This window comes from Micromonospora sp. NPDC047756 (assembly GCF_055587245.1).
On the sequence record NZ_JBVJGQ010000003.1, the window covers coordinates 39,737 to 61,847 of the forward strand.

Annotated in this window: 21 protein-coding genes and 1 riboswitch; of the genes, 6 read left to right on the plus strand and 15 right to left on the minus strand. The window is 72.4% G+C overall.

Features of this window, described 5'->3' with window-relative positions; all coding sequences use genetic code 11:
- Positions 1-718 precede the first annotated feature (718 nt).
- From ACZ6NZ_RS09625 to ACZ6NZ_RS09635, 3 genes are all read right to left on the minus strand, one after another.
- Entirely contained in the window at positions 719-1,192 is a 474-nt protein-coding gene (locus ACZ6NZ_RS09625) for a PH domain-containing protein (RefSeq protein ID WP_366611695.1), read from the minus strand.
- Positions 1,193-1,590: 398 nt separating this feature from the next.
- Positions 1,591-2,436 (minus strand): ATP phosphoribosyltransferase, encoded by an 846-nt coding sequence (gene hisG, locus ACZ6NZ_RS09630; protein WP_030488425.1) that lies wholly within the window; start codon positions 2,434-2,436, stop codon positions 1,591-1,593.
- A gap of 49 nt (positions 2,437-2,485) precedes the next feature.
- A complete protein-coding gene (locus ACZ6NZ_RS09635; protein ID WP_030335709.1) occupies positions 2,486-2,749 on the minus strand; it encodes a phosphoribosyl-ATP diphosphatase in 264 nt (87 codons plus the stop codon).
- A gap of 133 nt (positions 2,750-2,882) precedes the next feature.
- Between ACZ6NZ_RS09635 and ACZ6NZ_RS09640 the strand changes: the two genes are divergently transcribed.
- From ACZ6NZ_RS09640 to ACZ6NZ_RS09650, 3 genes are read left to right on the plus strand one after another with little or no spacing between them, the layout of a single operon-like run.
- Positions 2,883-3,746, plus strand: coding sequence for an ABC transporter substrate-binding protein (locus tag ACZ6NZ_RS09640; protein ID WP_465857482.1), 864 nt, complete (start codon positions 2,883-2,885; stop codon positions 3,744-3,746).
- Positions 3,743-4,588, plus strand: coding sequence for an amino acid ABC transporter permease (locus ACZ6NZ_RS09645; protein ID WP_465857484.1), 846 nt, complete (start codon positions 3,743-3,745; stop codon positions 4,586-4,588). Before ACZ6NZ_RS09640 ends, ACZ6NZ_RS09645 begins: the two co-directional genes overlap by 4 nt.
- A gap of 3 nt (positions 4,589-4,591) precedes the next feature.
- Positions 4,592-5,335 carry an amino acid ABC transporter ATP-binding protein gene (locus ACZ6NZ_RS09650; protein WP_465857486.1) on the plus strand — a complete coding sequence of 248 codons (744 nt, stop codon included), beginning with the start codon at positions 4,592-4,594 and terminating at the stop codon, positions 5,333-5,335.
- A 29-nt stretch (positions 5,336-5,364) separates the two neighbouring features.
- Here ACZ6NZ_RS09650 and ribH read toward each other — a convergent pair whose 3' ends face one another.
- The 7 genes from ribH to rpe all read right to left on the minus strand — a co-directional run bounded on the left by ribH (position 5,365) and on the right by rpe (position 11,814).
- Positions 5,365-5,865: a 6,7-dimethyl-8-ribityllumazine synthase gene (ribH, locus tag ACZ6NZ_RS09655; RefSeq protein WP_030335701.1), complete on the minus strand. Its 501-nt coding sequence runs from the start codon at positions 5,863-5,865 to the stop codon at positions 5,365-5,367.
- A gap of 2 nt (positions 5,866-5,867) precedes the next feature.
- Positions 5,868-7,133: a bifunctional 3,4-dihydroxy-2-butanone-4-phosphate synthase/GTP cyclohydrolase II gene (locus tag ACZ6NZ_RS09660; protein ID WP_465857488.1), complete on the minus strand. Its 1,266-nt coding sequence runs from the start codon at positions 7,131-7,133 to the stop codon at positions 5,868-5,870.
- Positions 7,134-7,369: 236 nt separating this feature from the next.
- A complete protein-coding gene (pnuC, locus tag ACZ6NZ_RS09665; RefSeq protein ID WP_465857490.1) occupies positions 7,370-8,053 on the minus strand; it encodes a nicotinamide riboside transporter PnuC in 684 nt (227 codons plus the stop codon).
- Positions 8,053-8,697, minus strand: coding sequence for a riboflavin synthase (locus ACZ6NZ_RS09670; protein WP_465857492.1), 645 nt, complete (start codon positions 8,695-8,697; stop codon positions 8,053-8,055). The genes pnuC and ACZ6NZ_RS09670 overlap by 1 nt, the downstream gene beginning before the upstream one ends.
- Before the next feature lies 1 nt (position 8,698).
- Complete coding sequence (gene ribD / locus ACZ6NZ_RS09675) at positions 8,699-9,760, minus strand: bifunctional diaminohydroxyphosphoribosylaminopyrimidine deaminase/5-amino-6-(5-phosphoribosylamino)uracil reductase RibD (RefSeq protein WP_465857494.1); 1,062 nt, start codon at positions 9,758-9,760, stop codon at positions 8,699-8,701.
- A 166-nt stretch (positions 9,761-9,926) separates the two neighbouring features.
- Positions 9,927-10,097, minus strand: a riboswitch (FMN riboswitch).
- Positions 10,098-10,175: 78 nt separating this feature from the next.
- Entirely contained in the window at positions 10,176-11,132 is a 957-nt protein-coding gene (locus tag ACZ6NZ_RS09680; protein WP_366611705.1) for a response regulator, read from the minus strand.
- A gap of 1 nt (position 11,133) precedes the next feature.
- Positions 11,134-11,814 carry a ribulose-phosphate 3-epimerase gene (gene rpe / locus ACZ6NZ_RS09685; protein ID WP_238671589.1) on the minus strand — a complete coding sequence of 227 codons (681 nt, stop codon included), beginning with the start codon at positions 11,812-11,814 and terminating at the stop codon, positions 11,134-11,136.
- Between the two features lie 254 nt (positions 11,815-12,068).
- Here rpe and ACZ6NZ_RS09690 point away from each other — a divergent pair, with 254 nt between their 5' ends.
- Positions 12,069-12,959 carry a septum formation family protein gene (locus tag ACZ6NZ_RS09690; RefSeq protein WP_465857497.1) on the plus strand — a complete coding sequence of 297 codons (891 nt, stop codon included), beginning with the start codon at positions 12,069-12,071 and terminating at the stop codon, positions 12,957-12,959.
- Between the two features lie 82 nt (positions 12,960-13,041).
- Positions 13,042-13,929 carry a septum formation family protein gene (locus ACZ6NZ_RS09695; protein WP_465858398.1) on the plus strand — a complete coding sequence of 296 codons (888 nt, stop codon included), beginning with the start codon at positions 13,042-13,044 and terminating at the stop codon, positions 13,927-13,929.
- Between the two features lie 83 nt (positions 13,930-14,012).
- On the opposite strand, the gene ACZ6NZ_RS09700 is transcribed toward ACZ6NZ_RS09695, so the two are convergent.
- From ACZ6NZ_RS09700 to ACZ6NZ_RS09715, 4 genes are all read right to left on the minus strand, one after another.
- The gene (locus ACZ6NZ_RS09700) at positions 14,013-15,491 is read right to left on the minus strand and encodes an RsmB/NOP family class I SAM-dependent RNA methyltransferase (protein WP_465858399.1); all 1,479 of its coding nucleotides are present in this window, start codon (positions 15,489-15,491) and stop codon (positions 14,013-14,015) included.
- A complete protein-coding gene (fmt, locus tag ACZ6NZ_RS09705; RefSeq protein ID WP_465857499.1) occupies positions 15,446-16,372 on the minus strand; it encodes a methionyl-tRNA formyltransferase in 927 nt (308 codons plus the stop codon). Before fmt ends, ACZ6NZ_RS09700 begins: the two co-directional genes overlap by 46 nt.
- A 5-nt stretch (positions 16,373-16,377) precedes the next feature.
- Positions 16,378-16,935, minus strand: coding sequence for a peptide deformylase (def, locus tag ACZ6NZ_RS09710; protein ID WP_366611711.1), 558 nt, complete (start codon positions 16,933-16,935; stop codon positions 16,378-16,380).
- 121 nt (positions 16,936-17,056) lie between these two features.
- Positions 17,057-19,504, minus strand: coding sequence for an ATP-binding protein (locus ACZ6NZ_RS09715; protein ID WP_465857501.1), 2,448 nt, complete (start codon positions 19,502-19,504; stop codon positions 17,057-17,059).
- A 239-nt stretch (positions 19,505-19,743) separates the two neighbouring features.
- Here ACZ6NZ_RS09715 and ACZ6NZ_RS09720 point away from each other — a divergent pair, with 239 nt between their 5' ends.
- The gene (locus ACZ6NZ_RS09720) at positions 19,744-21,027 is read left to right on the plus strand and encodes a chymotrypsin family serine protease (RefSeq protein WP_465857503.1); all 1,284 of its coding nucleotides are present in this window, start codon (positions 19,744-19,746) and stop codon (positions 21,025-21,027) included.
- 74 nt (positions 21,028-21,101) lie between these two features.
- Here ACZ6NZ_RS09720 and ACZ6NZ_RS09725 read toward each other — a convergent pair whose 3' ends face one another.
- The gene (locus ACZ6NZ_RS09725; RefSeq protein ID WP_357233877.1) at positions 21,102-22,085 is read right to left on the minus strand and encodes an AAA family ATPase; all 984 of its coding nucleotides are present in this window, start codon (positions 22,083-22,085) and stop codon (positions 21,102-21,104) included.
- Positions 22,086-22,111: the final 26 nt, after the last annotated feature.

Here is a 22,111-nt window from a genome sequence, read left to right on the forward strand (position 1 = left end):
ACCGACCCGAAAAGCAGAAGGCCCCGGCGTATGCCAGGGCCCGCTCGACCGGTCAGCACGACCACAAGGATCGCGCATCCAGCACCAGGACATGCCCGGAACCGGTGACCGGACCCGGCCACCGTAGCGGCGACTCGGGTGGGAGCAGGCGCTCCGCTTCAAAAGGCTGCCTGCTCGCACGCGGAGACAGCCTGGTCGACTCGACAACACTACACCGGCGCCCCGACGACCCCCAAACCGGGCACGACCTGGGCCAGGCACAACCGGGGACCGGCCCGTACGTTCCGCGCCGCCCCGCTTGGGTGCGCCCTGGCACCCCGCTTCAAGATCCGCGCACTATCCCTGAAACTGCTCCCTGCCGGCGGCCCTGAGGCAGCAGTTTCAGGGAAGTTGTCCAGATCTTGGCGAGGGGCGCACGGCGGGCCCGGCCGCTGCGCGGTTCCGGCCGCGAGCCGACGGTAGGCGGGTTCCGGGCGCACGGCGGGCCCGGCCGCTGCACGGTTCCGGCCGCGAGCCGGCGTGGGCGGTTCGGCCGCGAACCGGCGTGGGCGGTTCGGCCGCGAACCGGCGTGGGCGGTTCGGCCGCGAACCGGCGTGGGCGGTTCGGCCGCGAACCGGCGTGGGCGGTGCCGCCGCGAACCGACGTGGGCGGGTGCCGCCGCGAACCGACGTGGGCGGGTGCCGCCGCGAACCGACGTGGGCGGGTGCCGCCGCCGGGTCAGCGGCCGACGGCGCGTTCGGCGAGACGGACCTGGTGGGCCTCGTGCAGCCGGCGCAGCGCGCGGACCCCGTCGACGGCCAATTCCTTGTCGGCGGCCTGCAACGCGACCATCGGCAGCAGGTCGTCGTCGTGCAGCTCCAAGCTGGCCCACGGCGCGCCCCGATCGAAGCGGACGCCCCGGACAACCTCCCAGGGCAGCTCGTAGGAGCTGACGACGTTACGGACCCGGATGCTGCGGGCATCGGCCTCCACCCGGGGACGGGTGAACAGCAGGAAGCCGAGCGCACCGAAGACGCCCAGGCCGATCATGGCGATCTGGTCACCGCGCTGGAAGCTGCCGTAACCATCGCCGGTCGGGCCACTCAGCGAGGTCGCGACCAGACCGAACACCACCACCAGGGCGACCGCCGCAGACCAGCAGACCACGCGGATGCGGCGGGGCTTCAGGCGGACCAGTTCGGTTTCACTCACCCCACCAGTCTGCCATCCGCGCTCGGTCATCGAACGCACCACCCGCCGAGCCACCACCCCGACCCGAGGGCGACCAGCACGCTCAAGATCGTGCTAGATCCAGGATCCAGTGGCCTCAGTCGAGATCGAGGCCACTACTTCAATGATCGAGCACGATCTTCCGCTCCCAGCAGCCACCAGGTCACCCGCCGCCCCGTCGATCATGGAGTTTTGGTGGTGGACGTAAGGGGCAAATGCGGCTGAATCGGCCACCACCACTCCATGATCGACGCGGGCGGGGTGGGGTGGGGCGGGGTGGCGGGGGCGGGGGCGGGGGCGGGGCGGTGGGGGCGGGGTGGTGGGGGTGGGCGGGTGGGGGTGGGCGGGTGGGGGTGGGGCGGGTGGGGTGGGGTTGGGAGTTAGAGGCGGCAGGCGTGGATGTTGGTGACGAGGATGGCGCGGGCGCCCAACTCGTACAGCTCGTCCATGATGCGGTGCACGTCGTCGCGGAGCACCATCGCCTGCACCGCCACCCAGCCCTCGCGGTGCAGCGGCGACACGGTGGGCGACTCGATGCCCGGGGTGAGCCCGCTGGCCCGGTCCAGCAGACCGGCCGGCACGTCGTAGGCGAGCATCACGTAGCGGCGGGCCACCAGCACACCGTGCAGGCGGCGCAGCAACTGCTCGGCCTGCGGTTGCGCGGGCGCGCCGGCACGCCGGACCAGCACCGCCGACGAGCGCAGCAGCGGCTCGCCGAAGACCACCAGGCCCGCCTGGCGCAGGGTCGCGCCGGTCTCCACCACGTCCGCGATCACGTCGGCGACGCCGAGGCGTACGGCGTTCTCCACCGCGCCGTCGAGGCGGATCACGTCGGCCTTGACGCCCACCTCGCCGAGGTGCCGCTCGACCAGCCCCGGGTACGCGGTGGCGATGCGGTGACCACCCAGCTCCTGCACGGAGGCGATGTCGTCGGGGCGGGCGGCGAAGCGGAAGGTGGCCCGACCGAAGGCGAGATCGACGACCTCCTCGGCCGGCGCGGCCGAGTCGATCAGCAGGTCCCGGCCGGTGATCCCGAGGTCGAGGTCACCGGAGCCGACGTAGGTGGCGATGTCCTTCGGGCGCAGGTAGAAGAATTCGACGTCGTTGGCCTCGTCCCGGCAGACGAGGTCCTTGGGGTCGGTGCGCTGGCGGTAGCCCGCCTCGCGCAGCATCTGGGCGGCCGGTTCGGCCAGGGTGCCCTTGTTGGGAATGGCGACACGCAGCATGACGGAGTGCTCCTTCGATCCGGTTGGCGATCAACAGGGGTGGGGGCACTCACAGATGTCGGTAGACGTCCTTGAGCTCGAGACCGCTGGCAAGCATCAGCACCTGGACCTGGTAGAGCAGCTGGGAAATCTCCTCGGCGGTACGCTCCGGCCCCTCGTGCTCGGCGGCCATCCACGACTCGGCCGCCTCCTCGACGACCTTCTTGCCGATGAAGTGCACGCCCTTGTCCAGCGCGGCGACGGTGCCCGAGCCCGGGGTGCCGGCGGCGGCCTTGGCCTGCAGCTCGGCGAACAACTCCTCGAACGTCTTCACGGGGAACGATTCTTCCAGCCACCCCGGCGGCACCCCGCGTCCGGGTCTGCCGGAATCCAGCCAGCGGACAATTCCCTACCAAGATGGTGGGACAATTGTCGATCGATGCCCATGGAGCTCTACGCTGTCCGCCATGGCCAGCCGCTCACGTCTTATCGCGCTCACCCTCGCCGGTGCCGTCGTCGTAGCCACCGCCGGATGCGCGCCACAGGACGAAGAACCCACCCCCACTGTCACCGCAGGCCCGTCCTGCGCGAAGGACAGCCTGCCCACGCGTACGCCGGGCAAGCTGACCATCGCCACCGACCAGCCCGCGTACGAGCCGTGGTTCGCCAAGGACAAGCCGGACAGCGGTGAGGGCTTCGAATCCGCTGTCGCGTACGCGGTGGCCGAGAAGCTCGGCTACGCCCGCGCCGACGTCACCTGGACCCGGGTCAAGTTCGACACCGCCATCGCGCCGGGGCCGAAGGACTTCGACTTCGACATCAACCAGTTCTCCATCACCGACGAACGCAAGCAGGCTGTCGATTTCTCCGCGCCGTACTACCTGGTGCGGCAGACCGTCATCGCGTTGAAGTCCTCGAAGATCGCCGGCCGGACGTCGCTGGCCGAACTGCGGGACGCTCGGCTCGGCGCGCAGGTCGGCACCACCAGCTACCAGGCGATCACCGACGTGATCAAGCCGGCCGCCAAGCCGCAGGTCTTCAACAGCAACGACGACGCCAAGAAGGCCCTTCAGAACGGGCAGCTCGACGGTCTCGTGGTCGATCTTCCGACCGCCTTCTACATCACCGGCGCGGAGATCACCGACGCCGTGATCGTCGGACAGGTGCCGCAGGTCGGTGCGCCCGAGGCGTTCGGGTTGCTGCTGGACAAGAACTCCCCGCTGACCTCCTGCGTGAGCGGGGCGGTCGGTCAACTCACCACCGCGGGCACGTTGAAGGAGCTGGAACAGAAGTGGCTCGCCCAGGTGGCGGGGGCGGCCGAGCTGCGGTGACCCTCCTGGATCGGGTGCCCTCGGAGGCGCAGCTGCGGCGGTCGGCGTACCGGCGTCGGCAGACCGTCTACAGCGTGCTCGTCGCGGCGTCCTCGACGGCGGCGCTCGGCACGCTGCTGGTGCTCGCGGTGACCGGTGCGCCGGGCTGGGACCGGGTCCGGCGCTCGTTCCTGGATCCGGAGATCGCCCGCGACGCGCTGCCGACGGTGCTGAGCGGGCTCTGGCTCAACGTACGGCTGCTGGTCTGCTGTGCGGTCGGCGCGCTACTGCTCGGGCTGGTGCTCGCCGTGCTGCGGACGCTGCGCGGGCCGGTCTTCTTCCCGGTCCGCGCGCTGGCCGCCGGCTACACCTACACCTTCCGCGGCCTACCGCTGATCATCGTGCTGTACCTGCTCACCCTCGGCGTGCCGGGGCTGCGGTTGCAGGGAATGCCGCCGGTGTTGGTGCTGGGTGGGATCGCCTTGGTCCTCACCTACGGCGGATACCTCGCCGAGGTGTTCCGGGCCGGCATCGAGTCGGTGCACTCCAGCCAACTCGCCGCGGCCCGCTCGTTGGGCCTGACCCACCGGCAGACGATGCGGCACGTGGTCCTGCCGCAGGCCGTCCGCCGGGTGGCGCCACCACTGCTCAACGACGTGGTGGCGTTGCAGAAGGACGTCGGGCTGGTCTCGCTGGCCGGGCCGATCGACGCGGTCCGCGCCGCGCAGATCGCCACCGCCCAGACCTTCAACTACACGCCGTACATCGTGGCGGGGGTGCTCTTCGTGCTGCTGGCGATCCCACTGATCGCCGTCACCGACTGGGTGACGCTACGCGCGGCCCGCCGACAGTCGGGAGGCTGATCCATGGCGTTGCTGCGCTGTCGCGGCCTGCGCAAGGAGTTCGGCGGGCACGCCGTGCTCGACCACCTCGACCTGACCGTCGCCGAGCATCAGGTGGTGGCCCTGATCGGCGCGTCCGGGTCCGGCAAATCGACCCTGCTGCGCTGCGTCAACCTGCTCGACGAACTCGACGACGGCACCATCGAGTTGGACGGGGAGGACATCTCCGATCCCCGGGTGGACCCGGACCGGGTCCGGCGGCGGATCGGCATGGTGTTCCAGGCGTACAACCTCTTTCCGCACCTGAGCGTGTTGGACAACATCACCCTCGCGCCGCGTCGCGTACACGGGCGGGGCCGGGCGGAGGCCGAGGCGCAGGCCCGGGAGCTGCTCGACCGGGTGGGGCTCGCCGCCAAGGCGGACGCCTACCCGGACCGGCTCTCCGGCGGGCAGCAGCAGCGGGTGGCGATCGTCCGGGCGCTGGCCAACGCACCTCGACTGATGCTGCTCGACGAGGTGACCTCCGCGCTCGACCCGGAGCTGGTCGGTGAGGTGCTGACCATGATCCGCGACCTGAAGGCCGACGGCATGACGATGGTGCTGGCCACCCACGAGATGGGCTTCGCCCGGGAGGTCGCCGACGAGGTGTGCTTCCTCGACGCCGGCCGGGTGGTCGAGAGCGGCCCGCCCGAGCAGGTGCTCGGCGAGCCGACGCAGCCGCGTACCCGGCAGTTCCTGCGCCGGATCATCGAGGCCGGCCGTCTCTGACGGCGGGCCTTCAGAGACGGCCCGGGGCGTCAGCCGCCGAAGCCGACCCGTTGGGCGTTGCCCGCCGCCACCGTCCGCACGGCCAGCGCCGCGTCGAGCGCCGCCACCGTGGCGGCCCAGCCCTTGTCCTCCGCCGAGCCGGGCAGACCGGCACGGTCGCGGGCCTGCTCGATGGTCTCCACTGTCAGCACGCCGTGCGCCACCGGCTTGCCCTCGTCCAGCGCCACCCGGGTCAGCCCGTCGGTGACCGAACGGCATACGTAGTCGAAGTGGGCGGTGGCCCCACGGACCACCACGCCGAGGGCGACCACCACGTCACAGCGGCGGGCGAGGGCCTGCGCGACCACCGGCAACTCGACCGAGCCGGCGACCCGGGCGACCACGGAACGCGCTCCGCACGCCTCGGCGGCGGCCACCGCACGCTCCAACATGTGGTCGGTCAGCTCGCCGTGCCAACGGGCGGCAACGACCCCGACGGTCAGCCCCGCGGCGTCGACCGCCTCGACTCCCGGCTCACCGAAACCCGCCATCGTCATGCTCCGATCTCGTCGTCGGCGACCGGACGCCCCAGCGGCGCCTCGGAGACCTCGTCCAACTCGTCCAGCAGGTGACCCATCCGGTCCCGCTTGGTGCGCAGGTAGCGCATGTTCTCCGGGTGCGCGCCGGCCGGCAGTCCCTCGCGGCCGGTGATGGTCAACCCGTACCCCTCCAGGCCGGCCCGCTTGGCCGGGTTGTTGGTCAGCAGCCGCATCGACCGCACGCCCAGGTCGTAGAGGATCTGCGCGCCGGTGCCGTAGTCGCGGGCGTCGGCCGGCAGGCCCAGGTCGAGGTTGGCGTCGACGGTGTCGCGGCCCTGGTCCTGCAACTGGTACGCCTGCAGCTTGTGCAGCAACCCGATGCCGCGCCCCTCGTGCCCGCGGACGTAGAGCACCACGCCCCGGCCCTCCCGCCCGACCCGAGCCAGTGCGGCGTCCAGCTGCGGCCCACAGTCGCAGCGCAGCGAGCCGAACACGTCCCCGGTCAGGCACTCGGAGTGGACCCGGACCAGCACGTCCTGGCCGTCACCGAGGTCACCCAGCACCATCGCGACATGTTCGGCCGGGTCGTGCTCGGCGCGGTAGCCCAGCGCCCGGAACACCCCGTGCTTCGTCGGCATCCGGGCGTCGGCGACCAGCTCGACCTGCTTTTCGGTACGCCGACGGTAGGCGATCAGGTCGGCGATGGTGACGAGCGTGAGGCCGTGCTCGGCGGAGAACTTCTCCAGGTCCGGCAGGCGCATCATGCTGCCGTCGTCGTTGACCAGCTCGCAGAGCACGCCGGCCGGACGCAGCCCGGCCAGCCGGGTCAGGTCGATCCCCGCCTCGGTGTGCCCCGGCCGGCGCAGCACCCCGCCCTCGCGAGCGCGCAGCGGCACCACGTGTCCGGGGCGGGCCAGGTCGGTCGGGTCGGTCGCCGCGTCGGCCAGCAGCCGGGTGGTGTGGGCGCGGTCGGCCGCCGAGATACCGGTGCTGACGCCCTCGCGGGCGTCCACTGTCACCGTGTACGCGGTGCCGCGCCGGTCCTGGTTGGTGTGGTGCATCGGCGGCAGGTCGAGCCGGTCGGCTTCGCTCTCGGTCAGCGCGACGCAGACGTAGCCGGAGGTGTAGCGCACCATGAACGCCATCAGCTCCGGCGTCGCCAACTCGGCCGCGAAGATCAGGTCGCCCTCGTTCTCCCGGTCGGCGTCGTCGACCACGACGACCGGCCGGCCGGCCGCGATGTCCGCGATCGCCTGCCCAATATCCCCAAAGCTGGTCATGCCGCCACTCCACTTCGTTCCATGGCGTCATGACCCACCACGGTGCTGAACCTGCTGATTCGCTCGCCGCGCTCGCTCATGCCGCCACTCCGCTTCGCTCCATGACGCCACGAGGCACCTTCGCCCTGAACCTGCTGATTCGCTCGCCGCGCTCGCTCATGCCGCCACTCCGCTTCGCTCCATGACGCCACGAGGCACCTTCGCCCTGAACCTGCTGATTCGCTCGCCGCGCTCGCTCATGCGACGGCCTCCCGGTAGATGGGCTTACGAACGGTGGCCGTGGCGCGGGAGGTGCGCCACCAGGCGGCGAAGCCCCAGACGCAGAGAGCGCCGTAGATCAGGTACATGACGGCCGAGGGGTAGAACCCGCCGCGCAGCAGCAGCGGCACCCCGACCGCGTCCACGGCGATCCAGAGCAGCCAGAACTCGACCCAGCCACGGGCCATGCCGTACGTGGCCAGCAGGCTGCCGGTGAGGATCCAGGCGTCGGGCAGCGGGCCCCACGAGCCGAGGGCCTTGAGCAGCGGGTACGCCGCGGCGGTGCCGACCACGGCGGCCACCAGCAGCATCAGTCGCTCCCGTCCGGTGGCCCAGCGCGGAACGACGGCGGCCTGCCCGGAGTCGGCGCGGCGGTTGCGCTGCCAGCGCCACCAGCCGTAGACGCTGACCGCGAAGAAGAACACCTGCCGGCCGGCCTGCCCGTACAGGTCGTGCTCCTGCGGGGTGGCGAACACCCCGCCGAGGAAGACGGTGAGCAGGAGCGCGTTGCCGATCATGCCGACCGGCCACGCCCAGACCAGCCGGCGCAACCCGAGCAACGCCGAGACCAGCCCGAACGCGTTGCCGACGATCTCCCTGGCCAGCACCGGCGACCCGGCGACGTGCACCTGGGCGTCCAGCAGCCAGCTGAGCGGGCCCATCAGGCCACCCCGCCCGGGTACGAGGCCAGCCCGCGGGCGTCGGCGTGGGTGAGCCGGTCGCCGAGCAGCCGCTCGACGTACTTGGCCACCACGTCGACCTCCAGGTTGACCGGGTCGCCGACGCCCTTCGCGCCGAGCGTGGTCAGCTTGAGCGTGGTCGGGATCAGCCCGACGGCGAACTCGTCCGTGCCGACGGCGGCGACCGTCAACGAGACACCGTCGATGGTGATCGAGCCCTTCTCCACCACGTACCGGGACAGGGCGGCGGGCAGCCGGAACCGGAGCGTCTCCCACTGCTCGGCCGGTTCCCGGGAGATCAGTTCACCGACGCCGTCGACGTGGCCCTGCACGAGGTGCCCGCCGAGCCGGCTACCGAGGGCGGCGGCCCGCTCCAGGTTGACCGGGTCGCCGGGGCGCAGCGCGCCCAGGGCGGAGCGACGCAGCGTCTCCCCCATCACGTCGGCGGTGAAGACACCGTCGGCCACGTCCACGACGGTCAGGCAGACACCGTTGACGGCGATCGAGTCGCCGTGGCGGGCGTCGGACGTGACCAGTGGGCCGCGTACGCCCAGCAGCGCCGAATCGCCTGCCGTCGGCGCCACCCGGACGATCTCGCCCAATTCCTCAATAATGCCGGTGAACATCTCAGCCCTCCCTTTTCCGGGGCAAAGCAGTGATCCGGAGATCCGGACCGATCTGCGTAACGTCGACGAACTCCAGATCGATGGCCTCAGCGATGGTGGTCACTCCCGCGTCGACCAGAGCCGTCGGGCCGGCGCCGAGCAACCGCGGCGCGACGTACCCGACGATCTTGTCGACCAGGCCGGCCTCCAGGAACGCGCCAGCCAGCCGGGGGCCGCCCTCCAGGAGCACCGCGCGGACCCCGCGCTGGTGCAGCGCCGCCAGCAGCGCCGACAGGTCGACCCGGCCGTCCGGGTCGGCGCCGACCTCGTCGGCGGTCGCGATCCAGGTGCGGGCCGCGCCGTCGCGGACCTTGGCGTCAGCCGGGGTACGCCCCGAGCTGTCCACCACCACCCGCAGCGGCTGCCGGATGGCCAGGCTGCCGTCGCGCAGGTTGCGGGCGGTCAACCGGGGGTCGTCGGCGAGCACGGTGCCCACCCCGGCGATGACCGCGTCGACGGTGCCGCGCAGCGCGTGCACGTCGATCCGGGCCGCCTCCGAGGTGATCCACATGCTGGTGCCGTCCGCCGCGGCGGAGCGACCGTCGAGCGTGGCGGCGTACTTCCAGATGACGTACGGCCAGCCTCGACGCATCGAGGTCAACCACGCGACGTTGCCGGCCTCGGCCTCCTCGCCGCGTACCCCCAGATCGACCCGGACCCCGGCGGCGCGCAACGTGGCGCCGCCCCCGGAAGCGACCGGGTTCGGGTCGGGCACGGCGATGACCACCCGGCTCACGCCGGCCTGGACGAGCGCGGAACTACAGGGGCCGGTGCGGCCGGTGTGGTCGCAGGGCTCCAGTGTGACGATCGCGGTGCCGCCCTTGGCCCGCCGCCCGGCCTGCGCCAGGGCGACGATCTCGGCGTGCGGCCCCCCGGCGTACGCGTGGAAGCCCTCGCCCACGACCTCGCCGTCGGAGTCGAGAAGCACGCACCCGACCACCGGGTTGGGGCTGGTGGTGCCGAGCCCGCGCGCTGCCAACTCGATCGCACGCCGCATCGCCTCATCAACGGAGACGCTGGCCATCGCGCTGCCCCTGCCCTCTCACTCGCCGTCCGCGCGCTGGCGGTCAGGGAGGCGGTGGCCATGGGGCCACGGGCAGGCGGTGGCGGATTCCGGGAACGGCACAGCCGCCCCCGGGGGGTCGGCACGGCACGCTGAAGCCAGCGGCCGGCTCGGACCCGTCCGTCCCGCGCGCTGTCTCCCATCCGGACTTTCTGGGCGCGGACGAACCGCCCCCAACCGTCGGCCCCGGATTTTCACCAGGTCCACCGGACGGCAGAGCCGTCCGGGTCGCGGGCTGACCACGGTCGGACCGTGGATCACCGCCGGTTCGGAATTTCACCGAGTCCCGCCAGCGCGTGGTGGGTACCCGGAAAGTCTTACACGCCGATCCGCTTCCGTCGCCTCCTAGGCGAGCTACTTCACAGCGGTATCACGCTCAGGTGACGCCGCGACGCCGGTCCACCGCCACGTACGAGCCCGGTTGACTCTTGGCCACCGTCTTCATCTCCGAGGCCACCGCGATCGCCTCGAGCGGGTCGGTGAACCGCTTGCCGGCGTCGGAGAGGGACACCCCGATGGAGAGCGTGACCAGGGCCGCCCGCCGGATGTTGCCGCGTCGATCCTTCAACTCGACGAAGCCGCGCTCCCGGTCGGTCTGGTCGTAGAGCGTGTCGGCGGCGTTCTCGAAGTCGACAACCGCCCGGGACGTCAGTGGGCGCACCTGGTCCGGCGCGCAGACGATCACGAAGTCGTCCCCGCCGACGTGACCGAGGAAGGCCGGTGGCAGGCCGACGCCCACCACCGCCCGGTGCAGGCTGCGGGCCAGCGCGGAGATGAAGTCGTCGCCGCGCACGAAGCCGTACCTGTCGTTCACGCTCTTGAACCGGTCGATGTCGACGTAACCGACGGCGTAGTCGACCCCGTTGCGGACCCGATCGCTGATCTCCCGACGGATCCGGCTGTTGCCGGGCAGCCCGGTCAGCGGGGAAACCTCCCGGAACTCCTTGTTGCGACGCAGCGTGGACGAGACCCGGGCCACCAACTCGGCGGTGTCGAACGGCTTGACCAGGTAGTCGTCAGCGCCGGCGCTGAGCCCGTGCACCTTGTCGACGGTCATCCCCTTGGCGGTCAGCATGATCACCGGAAGGGCGGACGTCATCGGGTCGGCGCGCAACCGGCGGGTCAGCTCCAACCCGTCGATCCGGGGCATCATGAGGTCGACCACCGCCAGGTCCGGCCGTTGGCGCTCGATGACCTCCAGGGCCTCCTGGCCGTCGCTGGCGTGGATCACCTCGAAGCCGTGCAGCCGCAGGTTGAACTCGACGAACCGAGCGATGTCCTCGTCGTCGTCCACGACGAGAATGATGTCCTTGCGGTCGGCGTCGGGCTCCACCTCAGGCCCCGGGCGCCGCGCGTTCCGCCAGTGCCCGCAGGTGCCGTACCGCCTCCGCCGGGTCGGCGGCCCCGTACACGGCGGTGCCGGCCACGAACGCGTCGGCGCCGGCCGCCGCCGCCTGCTCGATGGTGTCGGCCGCGATGCCGCCGTCCACCTCGATGCGCAGCTCCAGGTGCCCGGCCGACGCGTGCCGCCGGGCCGTCCGCACCTTCTCCAGGAGCTGCGGAATGAACCGCTGCCCACCGAAGCCCGCCTTGATCGTCATGATCAGCAGGGTGTCGAAGCTGGGCAGCAGGTCCAGGTAGGGCTCGATCGGGGTGTCCCGGTCGATGGCCAGGCCCGCCTTCGCGCCTGCCGAGCGCAGGTCCTTGGCGAGCGCCACCGGGTCGTCGGACGCCTCCGCGTGGAAGGTGACGTTGTACGCCCCGGCATCGGCGTACCCGGGGGCCCACCGGCGCGGGTCCTCGATCATCAGGTGCACGTCGAAGGGCATCGCCGTGACAGCCCGCAGGCTCTGCACCACGGGCAGCCCAATGGTCAGGTTCGGCACGAAATGGTTGTCCATCACGTCGACGTGCAACCAGTCCGCGGCGTCCTCGACGGCACGGACCTCTTCGGCGAGACGGGCGAAATCGGCGGCCAGGATGCTCGGCGCGACGATCGGCGGCGGTACGGTCACGGGGCCAGTGTACGAACGTGGCCACCCGCCACCCGCATCGCGGCACCTTCGGGGACGCCCTGTGACCCAGCAGTGACCATTGGTGCAGAATTGGACGCGCTGGACCCCCGAATTCGGACGAACAGACATCAGCCACTGGCCGATCGACGGAAACGCGACGACACTCCAACCGGGACGGTGCCGTAAGCTGCACGCCCGCCGGGGTCTCGCCGCGGGGCGCGGCGACCGGCCGCCAGCTCACGGGAGGGCGGACGATGCGACGGTGGCTTCCAGCGCTGGCGCTGGCCAGCGTCACGACGATGCTGCTGGCCGGCTGCGCGCCGACGCGAGGCGCGGACGGTGATCTCACCGACGACTGGCCGACGCTGCGAGTTCCGAAGCCCTTCACCCCCGCCACCGACACCTGCCTGCCGCGGATCGCCACGGTGGTGCAGGCCAGCACGTACGAGACTGTGGACTGCGCGCGCAACCACCTGGCCGAGACCATCCACGTCGGCACCTTCGTCGGGCCCGACGCGCTGACCGAGGCCCGACCCGAACCCGGATCGTCGGCGCTGCGCACGGCTCGCGCCGAGTGTGACCAGCGGGCCCGGGAGGTGCTCGGCGGCGACTGGCACACGGCCCGACTCGCGCTGTCCCTCGCGTTGCCGTCCGCGCCCGCCTGGGCCGGCGGCGCCCGCTGGTTCCGCTGCGACCTCAGCGAGACCGGCAGCATCGACAACACCCGCGCGGTCAACCGCACCGGCAGCCTGCGCGGCGCGTTGATCGGCGACACGCCCCTGACGCACCGCTGCTTCGATCCCAAACTGATCGGCGACAACCTCAACTACATGGCGCCGGTCCTCTGCACCGAGCCGCACCGCGCCGAGTTCGTGGGCGTCTACGAGGAGCGGGACATCAGCTGGGCAGAGTTCGCGAAGTCCGCCGAGCAGGCGCACCGGCGCTGCATGGCGCTGATCGCCGAGTACGCGGCGGTACCGAACAACAGCGAGCTGCCGTACCGGGCCGGGTCCATCTACTATCCGCCGTCCGAGCGGGAGTGGGAGGAGGGCGACCGTGGGGTGCGCTGTTTCCTCTGGAGCGACGACCGCAAACTCACCCGCTCGATGCGCGACGTCGGCCCGGAGGGACTGCCCGCGATCTGAGCATCGGTGCCGTATGCTGCTGCGCCGTGGCGCAATCGACCGGCTGGGTCCGGTCGGGGGCCAGCAGCGGCGGGAGGTCGGGATGCGACGGTGGTTGGCGGCGTTCGCCGGTGGGGCGCTGGCCCTGGCGCTGGCCGGGTGCGGCACACCCGCCGGAGTCGACCGTGACCTCACCGACGACTGGCCCGCGCCCGTCGCGGCGCAGCAGTTCGTCCCCGCCGCCGACGTCTGCCACCAGAGCTCCCAGCAGGTCGGCTTCCTGACCGGCTACAACCCGACGGCGTGCACCGAGGCGCACCGGGTGGAGACCATGCACGTGGGCACCCTCACCGGTCCGGGCGCCGAGGCCGGCACGCCCCCGCAGCCCGGCTCGGCCGGCATGCGGGCCGCGCAGACCGGGTGCGACACGGCGGTCAACAAGGCGGTGGGGGCCGACTGGCGTTCCGGGCGGCTCGGCCTGACCGTCGTCCTGCCGTCCCCGCAGGCCTGGTCGGGCGGGGCCCGCTGGTACCGCTGCGACGTCACCGAGATCGCCAGCATCGACGACACCGCCGTCGACCTGCGCACCGGCAGCCTGCGGGGCGCGCTGTCCGGAGCGGCCCCGCTGGCCTACCGCTGCTTCAACCCGAAACTGGTCAAGGACGACATCGACGAGATGGTGCCGGTCTCCTGCACGGCCAAGCACCACGCCGAGTTCGTCGGGGTGTGGCAGGCGCCGGACACCAGCTACGCCGAGTTCACCCGCGGCACCAAGCGGACCCACCGGGCCTGTCAGACGATGATCGCCAAGTACGCCAAGGTCCCGGACAACTCCCAGCTCGACTTCCGCGCCGGCACGATCTACTACCAGCCGTACGAGGAGGAGTGGCGCAACGGCAACCGGGGCGTGCAGTGCTTCCTCTGGATCTCCGACCGGAACCTGACCCGCTCGATGAAGAACGCCGGCACCAAGGGCCTCCCGGTCACCTGAGGCCCGTTTCGTAACGGCGGTCGGGCAGGGCGTGAACGCCCGCGTCCGGCCGGTCGGCTGACCGGCCGGACGCGGGGAACGGATCAGCCCCGGCGCAGGACAGCGAGGAACATCGCGTCGGTGCCGTGGCGGTGTGGCCAGAGCTGCACTGTCGGCCCGTCACCGAGACCGGGCATGCCGGCCGGCAGCAACGGGCGGGCGTCCACGAAGTCCACCGGAACCCCGCTACGGCGGGCCGCCTCGGTCACCGTCACGTGCGTCTCGACCGTGTGCGGCGAGCAGGTCACATAGGCGACCAGGCCACCCGGGCGGACCGCCCGCAGCGCCGCGCCGAGCAGTTCCCGTTGCAGCCTAGTCAGCGGCGGCAGGTCGGACGGTTGCCGACGCCAGCGCGACTCCGGCCGACGACGCAGCGATCCCAGCCCGGTGCACGGTGCGTCGACCAGCACCCGGTCGAAGTGCTGCTCCGGCAGTTTCGGGTCGCCGCCGACGTCACGGCCGTCCATGGTCAGCACGGCCACCGGCAGGTCCCGGGTCGCCAGGGAGACCAGCCGAGCGCGGTGCTCGGCCACCTCCACAGCCGTCACCCGGGCACCCCGCTGCGCGGCCAGCGCGCCGAGCAACCCGGCCTTGCCACCCGGGCCGGCGCACAGGTCCAGCCACCGTCCGTCCGGGCCGTCGAGCGGTGCGGCGGCGAGCGCGGCGGCCACCAATTGGGAGCCCTCGTCCTGGACGTGGGCCCGGCCGTCGACCACCGCCGGAATGTCGCCCGGCGAGCCACCGGGAAGATAGACGGCGTACGGCGAGAACGCACCGGGCGCACCGTCGACCTGGTCGGCCAGCTCGATCGGGTCGATCAGGCCGGGCCGGGCAGCCAGGTGCACCGGCGGGCGCTCATTGTCCTCGATCAGGAGGCGCTCCGTCTCACCCAGATCGCCACCGAGCGCCTCGGAGAAGGCCCGCACGATCCACTGCGGGTGGCTGTACGCCAACGCGAGGTGCCCGACCGGGTCGGTCTCCATGGACGGTGCGAGCTTCGCCACCCAGGCGTCCGCGTCACGACTGGACACCTCGCGCAGCACCGCGTTGGCGAAACCGGTGGCGCCCGGCGCGACCGAACGGACCAGGTCCACCGTCGACGAGACCGCGGCGTGCGGCGGCACCCGGGTGTGCAGGAGCTGGTACGCCCCGAGCCGCAGCGCGTCGCGTACCGGCGGGTCGATCCGGGCCACGTCCCGGCCGGCCGCGTCGGTGAGGATCGCGTCCAACGTGCCCAGGTGGCGCAGGGTGCCGTAGGTCAGCTCGGTGGCGAAGGCCGCGTCCCGACCGAACAGCCCCTCCTCCCGCAGGATGATGGGCAGCACCAGGTTGGCGAACGCGTCGTCCCGGTGCACCGCCGCCACCGCCTCGTACGCGGCGCGGCGCGGTCGGTCCATCGGTGGCCGGACCGGACGGCGGTCGCCGCCACGGCCGGTCGGCGGGCCGGAGCGCGTCGGTCGGGTTCCCTCCGGTGCCGTCACGCGAAGTCCTCTCCAGTGCCGACCCGGACGCCGCGCGCCCAGTCGGTCGCGTTCATCGCCCGCTTTCCCGCGGCACGGACCTCACCGAGACGTACCGGCACCGTCGCCGTGCCGGCCAGCACCCGGGACTTCTCCACCAGCAACTCCCCCGGCTTGAGCTCGGGGCCGTCGGGCACCGGGACGACCGGGCCGAGCTTCACCCGCTCGTCGCGGAACGTGGTCCAGCCGCCCGGCGCGGGTGTGCAGGCCCGGATTCGCCGGTCCACGGCGAAGGCCGGGTCGCCCCAGCGCACCCGCGCGTCGTCCACTGTCAGCTTCGGTGCCAGCGACACCCCGTCGGCCGGCTGCGGCTCGGCGCGGGCGGTGCCGTCGTCGATCGCGTCGAGCACCGCCACCAGCAGCCCGGCGCCGGAGTCGGCGAGCCGTCCCAGCAGGTCGCCGGAGGTGTCGGTGGCGCGGATCTCGTCGGTCAGCGTGCCGTAGACCGGGCCGGTGTCCAGGCCCTCCTCCAGCTGGAAGACGCTGGCCCCGGTCAGCTCGTCACCGTGCAGCACGGCGTGCTGCACGGGCGCGGCGCCACGCCAGGCGGGCAACAGGGAGAAGTGCAGGTTGATCCAGCCGTGCCGGGGGATCTCCAGGGCCGCCGGGGGCACCAGCGCGCCGTAGGCGACCACCGGAACGCAGGCCGGCTCCAGCTCGCGAAGGCGATCGAGGAACTCCGGGTCACGGGGACGGGCCGGGGTGAGCACCTCGACCCCGTGCTCGTCGGCCCACGCGCCCACCGATGAGCGGGACAGGCCCCGGCCACGCCCGGCGGGCGCGTCGGGCCGGGTGACAACGGCCACCAGCTCGTGTCGGGAGGCGGCGACGGCGGCCAGGGCGGGAACGGCGACGGCCGGCGTGCCGGCGAAGATCACGCGCATCCGGGTCAGCGCCCCAGACCGAAGGGGTTGCCGACGTGCGGGCTGAGCTTGACCGTGGGCGGGGCCGCCGCGTCGTACCACTCGGCCTGGCGGATCGCCTTCATGGCGTCCTTGCGCCCCTCCGGGTCCAGCCGGTCCAGGAACAGCACCCCGTCGAGGTGGTCGGTCTCGTGCTGCACGCAGCGCGCCATCAGGCCGGTGCCGACGATCTGCATCGGGTCGCCGAACGAGTTGAAACCCTTGGCGATGACGTTCTGCCGACGCTTGGTGTCGAAGTAGAGCCCGGGGATGGACAGGCAGCCCTCCGGGCCGTCCTGCTCCTCCTCGTCGGGGAACTCCAGCACCGGGTTGATCAGGTGCCCGAGGACGTCGTCGACGTCGAAGGTGAACACCCGCAGGCTCACACCGAGCTGCGGCGCGGCGAGGCCGGCGCCGTTCTGCTCACGCATCGTGTCGGTGAGGTCGGCGACGAGCCGACGTAGCTCGGCGTCGAAGTCGACCACCGGATCGGCCGGCGTGCGCAGCACCGGATCCCCAAACAGACGGATGGGCTGGACGGTCACGCGGGACGGCTCCTTCTTCGGGTGGACGAGCGGTGCCGTACCAGTCTACGGAGTGCACGGCCGGGCGCTGGGCGGCGCACCTCGCTCCACCACCGCCGGTGTGCCCAGCGTCACCGGCGGGCTACCCGGCCAACAGCTCCCGGACCCGCTCGGCGCCCGGATGACCGAGATCGTCGAGGATGACCAGGGCCCGCCGCCAGGTACGCGCGGCGCCGGCCGCGTCTCCCACCGCCTGCCGGCTCTCGCCGAGCCGGGTCAGAGTGTCCGCCTCGTCGTAACGGTCGCTGACCCGCCGGTACAGCCCGATGGCCCGCTGGAAACAGCGGATCGCCGCCGGGTGGTCGGCCAGTCGGGCGTGGATGAAGCCGAGGCTGTCCCAGGTGTTGGCCTCGCCGTGCCGGTCCCCTGTCGTCCGCAGCAGCGCCAACGCCTCCCGGCAGTGCCCGAGCGCCGGCTCGTACCGGCCGAGCTGGGCGTACGCCCACCCCACCGCGTTGCGGGCGCTGGCCTCCCCGGCGACGTGCCCGGCGGCCCGGTACAGCGCCAGGGCCCGCTCGCTCTGTTCCAGGGACTCGGCGTGCCGGCCGAGCCCGTCGAGCATCGCGCCGAACGCCCGGTGGGTGCGCGCCTGCCCGGTGTGGTCGGCCAGCTCCGCGAAGATCACCAAGGCTTGCCGGTAGTTCCTCGCCGCCTCGTTCACCCGGCCCAGCCGGTACAGCACCCTGGCGAGGTCGCGGTGGGCGTTCGCCTGCCCGGGTCGGTCGCCGGCCCGCTGCGCCCCGGCCAGGGCGTTGCGCTGGGCCACGGCCAGGTCCGGCCACCGCCCCCGGCGTTGCAGGAAGTCCACCAACGTCCAGGCCAGCTGCCACGCGTGACCGTCGAACCCGGCCCGCCTCGCGTGGGCGACCGCCGCCAGCAGCACCGGATACTCGACGGTGAACCAGGCCAGCGCCTGGTCGAGGTCGGTGATCTCCTCGGGCAGCACACCCGGCGCGGCGGCGGTGAGGGTGACCGGGTCCCGACCCGGTTGCAGCAGCAGTGCCGCCGCGTGCGCGGTGTGCAGGTAGTGGTCCAGCCCACGACGGATCGCGGCCCGCCGGGCCTGCTCCGGTTCGAGCCGTTCGACCTGCTCGGCCGCGTACGCCCGGAGCAGGTCGTGCGCGCCGAACCGACCGGGGGCGTGCTCGGTGACGAGGTGCGCGTGGGCCAGTTCGGCCAGCAGTCGGGGCACCTGGGCCGGGGGCAGCCCGGCCAGACTGGCCGCCGCGGCGAACCCGATGTCCGGTCCGGGATGGCAGCCGAAGAGCCGGAACAGGCGGGCCGCCGCCGGGGTCAGGCTCCGGTACGACCAGGAGAAGACGGCCTGCACGTCGGTGCCGGCGTCCCCTCCGTCGAACGAGTCGAGTGGTCGCGGCGCCGCCCGCAGTTCGGCGGCGAGGGTGGCCAGCGGGAACGTCGCCTTCTCCGCGCCTCTCGCGGCGAGCACGGCCAGCGCCAGCGGCAGCCGGGCACACCGCTCGATGATCTCGTCGACCGCCTGCGGCTCGGCCGCCAACCGGTCCGTGCCGAGCCGGCGGGCCAACAGTTGCCAGGCCTCGGCGGTGCTGAGCAGGTCGACGCCGATCGGCCTTGCGCCCTCGGCCGCGATCAGCCCGGCGAGCCGGTTGCGGCTTGTCACCAGGACCAGGCAGGTCGGGCTGCCGACCAGCAGTGGTCGGATCTGCTCGGCGTCGCGGGCGTTGTCCAGCAGCACCAGCATCCGGCGGCCGGCGAGCAGGCTGCGGTAGAGGCCCACCTGGGCGGGCAGGTGGGTGGGGATGCGTTCGGGCGGCACCTCGAGGGCCTCCAGGAAACCTCGGACCGCCTCGACGGCCGTCACCACCGTTCCGGTGGCGTCGAACCCGCGCAGGTCGACGTAGAGCTGGCCGTCCGGGAAGCGGTCGGCGACCCGGTGCGCGAAGTGGACGGCGAGGGTCGTCTTGCCGACCCCGGCCGTACCGGACAACGTCATGACGGTGACCGCCGCCGTGCCGTCGTTCCCGGGTGCCACGGCGCGGGCGCAGTCGGCCTCGAGCGTGGCGAGTTGGGTAGCCCGCCCGACGAACCCGGGCAGCGCCGGGGGCAGCTGGCGGGGTGTCGGGAACCGGGGGGACGTGACGCCGGCGCGCGGGCCGCCGACCCCGGCCCGCGCGACCGCCCGCCCGGTGCTCGCGTGCTCCCGGCTCGGGCGTCGGCGTCGCTCCTCGACCCGGTCCCGTGCGGTGGCCAGCACCCCCTGTTCGGCGGGGCTGGCCCCGAGCAGTCGGATCAGGACGTCGAACCGCTCCGGTGGCGGCAGGATGTTGCCGGCGAAGTACTCCCCGATGATCCCGCGCGACCAGCCGGTCTTCGCGGCCAACTGTCGGTACGTCAGCAGCGTCTCGCCCTGCTGCCGGGCTTCGCGGCGGCGCAGCTGGCGCAGCAATCCGGCCAGCTCGGGCAGTGTCTGCGTCTCGGCGCCGAGGCGGACCAGCTCGGCTGACCCGTGTGACGTCTGATGAGTGCCGGACGGTATCCACTGCTCAGACATGCGACCCCCACCCCGGTCATCCGGCCCCCCGGACGCGCACGGGCAGGGTAATTCCGGCTCCACGCCGCTCGATAGACGGTTGCCAATGTATGACAGTTCCACTGCGGACCGTTATCCCGTCCGACGGTGTCCAGCGGTGTCCAGTCCCGTCCAGGATCCGCCCCATGGCGTCGACGCCCCTGCCACCGTCCTGGTGCGGGCACGGCCCGCTCCACGACCCCTGGGGGAAGAGGTACCCGATGATCCGTCCACACCCGACCACCCGGCGCCCCGCGGCGATGCTGCGTCGCGTCGCCGTCACCGCGGTCAGCCTCGCGCTGCTCGCCGCCGGCATGACCGCCACACCCGCCACCGCCGCACTGGGCGGCAAGGCGGCCGCCGCCACCGGATCCTTCGTCGACAGCACGCCGGTGCCCGGCGGCTTCGCCTCCTGGTCGGAACTGCTCCGGCTGCAGCAGCGCATGAACAGCGCCGCCGACCGGATCACGAAGGTGGCCGAGCGCAACCCGAACTCCGGCTTCGCCGGCATCGTCGCCGACCCCACCACCCGCCACCTCCAGGTCTACTGGAAGGGCGAGCCGCCGGCGAGCCTGGTGGCCACCGCCCGGGCCACCGTCGCCACCCAGGTGCTGCCCGCCGCGTACTCGCAGCGGGAACTGCTCGCCGCAGCCGACCGCCTGCGCGCCAAGGCGGGCGACGAGATCACCACTGTCGGGCCGCGCGCCGACGGTGCCGGCCTGCTCGTCGGCACGCAGGACGGGCTGCTCGGCGCGTCGGCCATGGCCGGCGTGCCGGTGACCGTACAGACCAAGGTCGCCGCCGCGCCCGCGACCCGGTGGGACGACACCGCGCCGTGGTGGGGTGGTGCCGCCTGGCGCAACGCCACCACCGGCGGTGGCTGCTCGACCGGCTTCGGGGTCTTCAAGAACGGGAACGCGCGGATCCTCTCCGCCGCGCACTGCGGCAACCTCAACAACGTCGCGACCGACCCGACCGGGCAGTCGATGGGCACCGTCAGCACCCGCAACACCGGCACCGACACCCTGCTGTTGTCGGCCGGCTCCGGCGGCCGGGTCTTCAACAACAGCACCGACGCGAACGGCAACGTGGTCAGTGAGTTCAGCAACCAGGTGATCGGCGCTTCGGCCAGCCAGGTCGGCAACTGGGTGTGCACCTCCGGCGCGTACTCCGGCACCCGCTGCTCGATCCAGGTGAAGGCCCGCAACCTGTGCATCAACGTGCGCGACTTCGGCCAGGTCTGCGGGCAGGTCCAGGCGGAGCACACCGCCCAACTCAACGCCGTCGGTCAGGGCGACAGCGGCGGCCCGGTGGAGATCGTGAACGCGGCGAACACCCTCCAGGTCTGGGCGACCGGCACCAACACCGCCATCGACGACACCTTCACGTCGACGGACTGCACCGGCTACCGCCCCACCGGGCGGATCTGCGCCTGGCGCTTCTACTACGAGGACATCTTCTCCGGCATGGCCGGCGTCGGCGCCACGGGTGTCGTCCTCGGCTGAGCCGTACCAGCTATCCGCCGTACGACTCGGTGGCCGGGCCGGCGCGCGTACCCCGCGCGTCGGCCCGGCCTCGCTCAGACGCCGGCGGCCGGGTCCCCCGCGAGCACCGCGTCGCCGCGGAGCAGCGCCGGCTCGGGCAGCGGCAGTTGGATCTTGTGAGCCGCCTCCCAGTCGTAGATCAGGCCGGGGCGCACCTGGGCGGCGAAGTAGTCGATCGCCGTCATCCCGCCCACCACCGGCTCGTCGACCTCGGCGACCAGCTGTGCGGGGACCAGGGAGAAGCCGTTCTGCAGAGCGGCGCTGAGGCGGCGGTGGCCGTCGACGACGAAGAAGTACTCGCCGGTGAACCCGATCTTCAGCGGTTCGAGGGCCTCGTCGCCGGCCTCGGCCACCCCACCGACGAAGTCGGTGTCCCACAGACCACGCAGGGTGGCGATGTCCTCGGTCGGGTAGACCCGGGCCGGGTCCAGCAGCAGCAATGGGGGCCCGTCGCGCAGCACCTCGGCGCCGAGCGTCCCCTCGTACGCGGCCACGATGTGCTCGATCACCTCGGCGGCGGACGCCCGGGTGGTGTCGCAGATCAGGTCATAGTTGCGCAGCCGGGCCTTGTCGACCCCGTAACGGATGATGAACCGACTGCGCTCGCTGGCGCTGCGCTCCCGGAGCTTGGCCTTGGCCTCCTCCAGCGAGGCGTAGCTCTCGGCCGGCCCGGAGGGGCGGGCGAGCACCCGGCGGGCCGCCTCACCCGGCTCGGTGATCATGTGCACCTTGAGCGCGTCGGTGAAGAAGTGCCACGCCAGCCGGGAGTCCATGATGAGGCGCTCACCGGAGGCGGCGATGTCCCGCTGGAGCTGGTCCACGTAGCCGTCGACGGCCTGATCCAGCTCAGCGTGCAGATTGAGCTGCAGCGCGGTCATCTGCCGCTGCTGCGCCATCTCCCGGTAGAGGTCCCCCACGCTGACCCGGCGCATGCCGAGCCGCTTGGCGATCTCGACCGACACGGTGCTCTTGCCGCTGCCGAGGTCGCCGTTGAAGACGATCGATTGTCCAACGGTCACGACTGGTCCACCCCTGATCACCGGCT

Coding starts and splice junctions, on each gene's coding strand:
- hisG (WP_030488425.1), bottom strand. CDS start 2,436: ATGCTGCGTGTCGCCATTCCCAACAAGGGCACCCTGGCCGAACCGGCC.
- ACZ6NZ_RS09640 (WP_465857482.1), top strand. CDS start 2,883: ATGGCCAGCCGCTCACGTCTTATCGCGCTCACCCTCGCCGGTGCCGTC.
- ACZ6NZ_RS09650 (WP_465857486.1), top strand. CDS start 4,592: ATGGCGTTGCTGCGCTGTCGCGGCCTGCGCAAGGAGTTCGGCGGGCAC.
- ribH (WP_030335701.1), bottom strand. CDS start 5,865: ATGGCGGGTTTCGGTGAGCCGGGAGTCGAGGCGGTCGACGCCGCGGGG.
- ACZ6NZ_RS09660 (WP_465857488.1), bottom strand. CDS start 7,133: ATGACCAGCTTTGGGGATATTGGGCAGGCGATCGCGGACATCGCGGCC.
- pnuC (WP_465857490.1), bottom strand. CDS start 8,053: ATGGGCCCGCTCAGCTGGCTGCTGGACGCCCAGGTGCACGTCGCCGGG.
- ACZ6NZ_RS09670 (WP_465857492.1), bottom strand. CDS start 8,697: ATGTTCACCGGCATTATTGAGGAATTGGGCGAGATCGTCCGGGTGGCG.
- ribD (WP_465857494.1), bottom strand. CDS start 9,760: ATGGCCAGCGTCTCCGTTGATGAGGCGATGCGGCGTGCGATCGAGTTG.
- ACZ6NZ_RS09690 (WP_465857497.1), top strand. CDS start 12,069: ATGCGACGGTGGCTTCCAGCGCTGGCGCTGGCCAGCGTCACGACGATG.
- ACZ6NZ_RS09695 (WP_465858398.1), top strand. CDS start 13,042: ATGCGACGGTGGTTGGCGGCGTTCGCCGGTGGGGCGCTGGCCCTGGCG.
- fmt (WP_465857499.1), bottom strand. CDS start 16,372: ATGCGCGTGATCTTCGCCGGCACGCCGGCCGTCGCCGTTCCCGCCCTG.
- ACZ6NZ_RS09715 (WP_465857501.1), bottom strand. CDS start 19,504: ATGTCTGAGCAGTGGATACCGTCCGGCACTCATCAGACGTCACACGGG.
- ACZ6NZ_RS09720 (WP_465857503.1), top strand. CDS start 19,744: ATGATCCGTCCACACCCGACCACCCGGCGCCCCGCGGCGATGCTGCGT.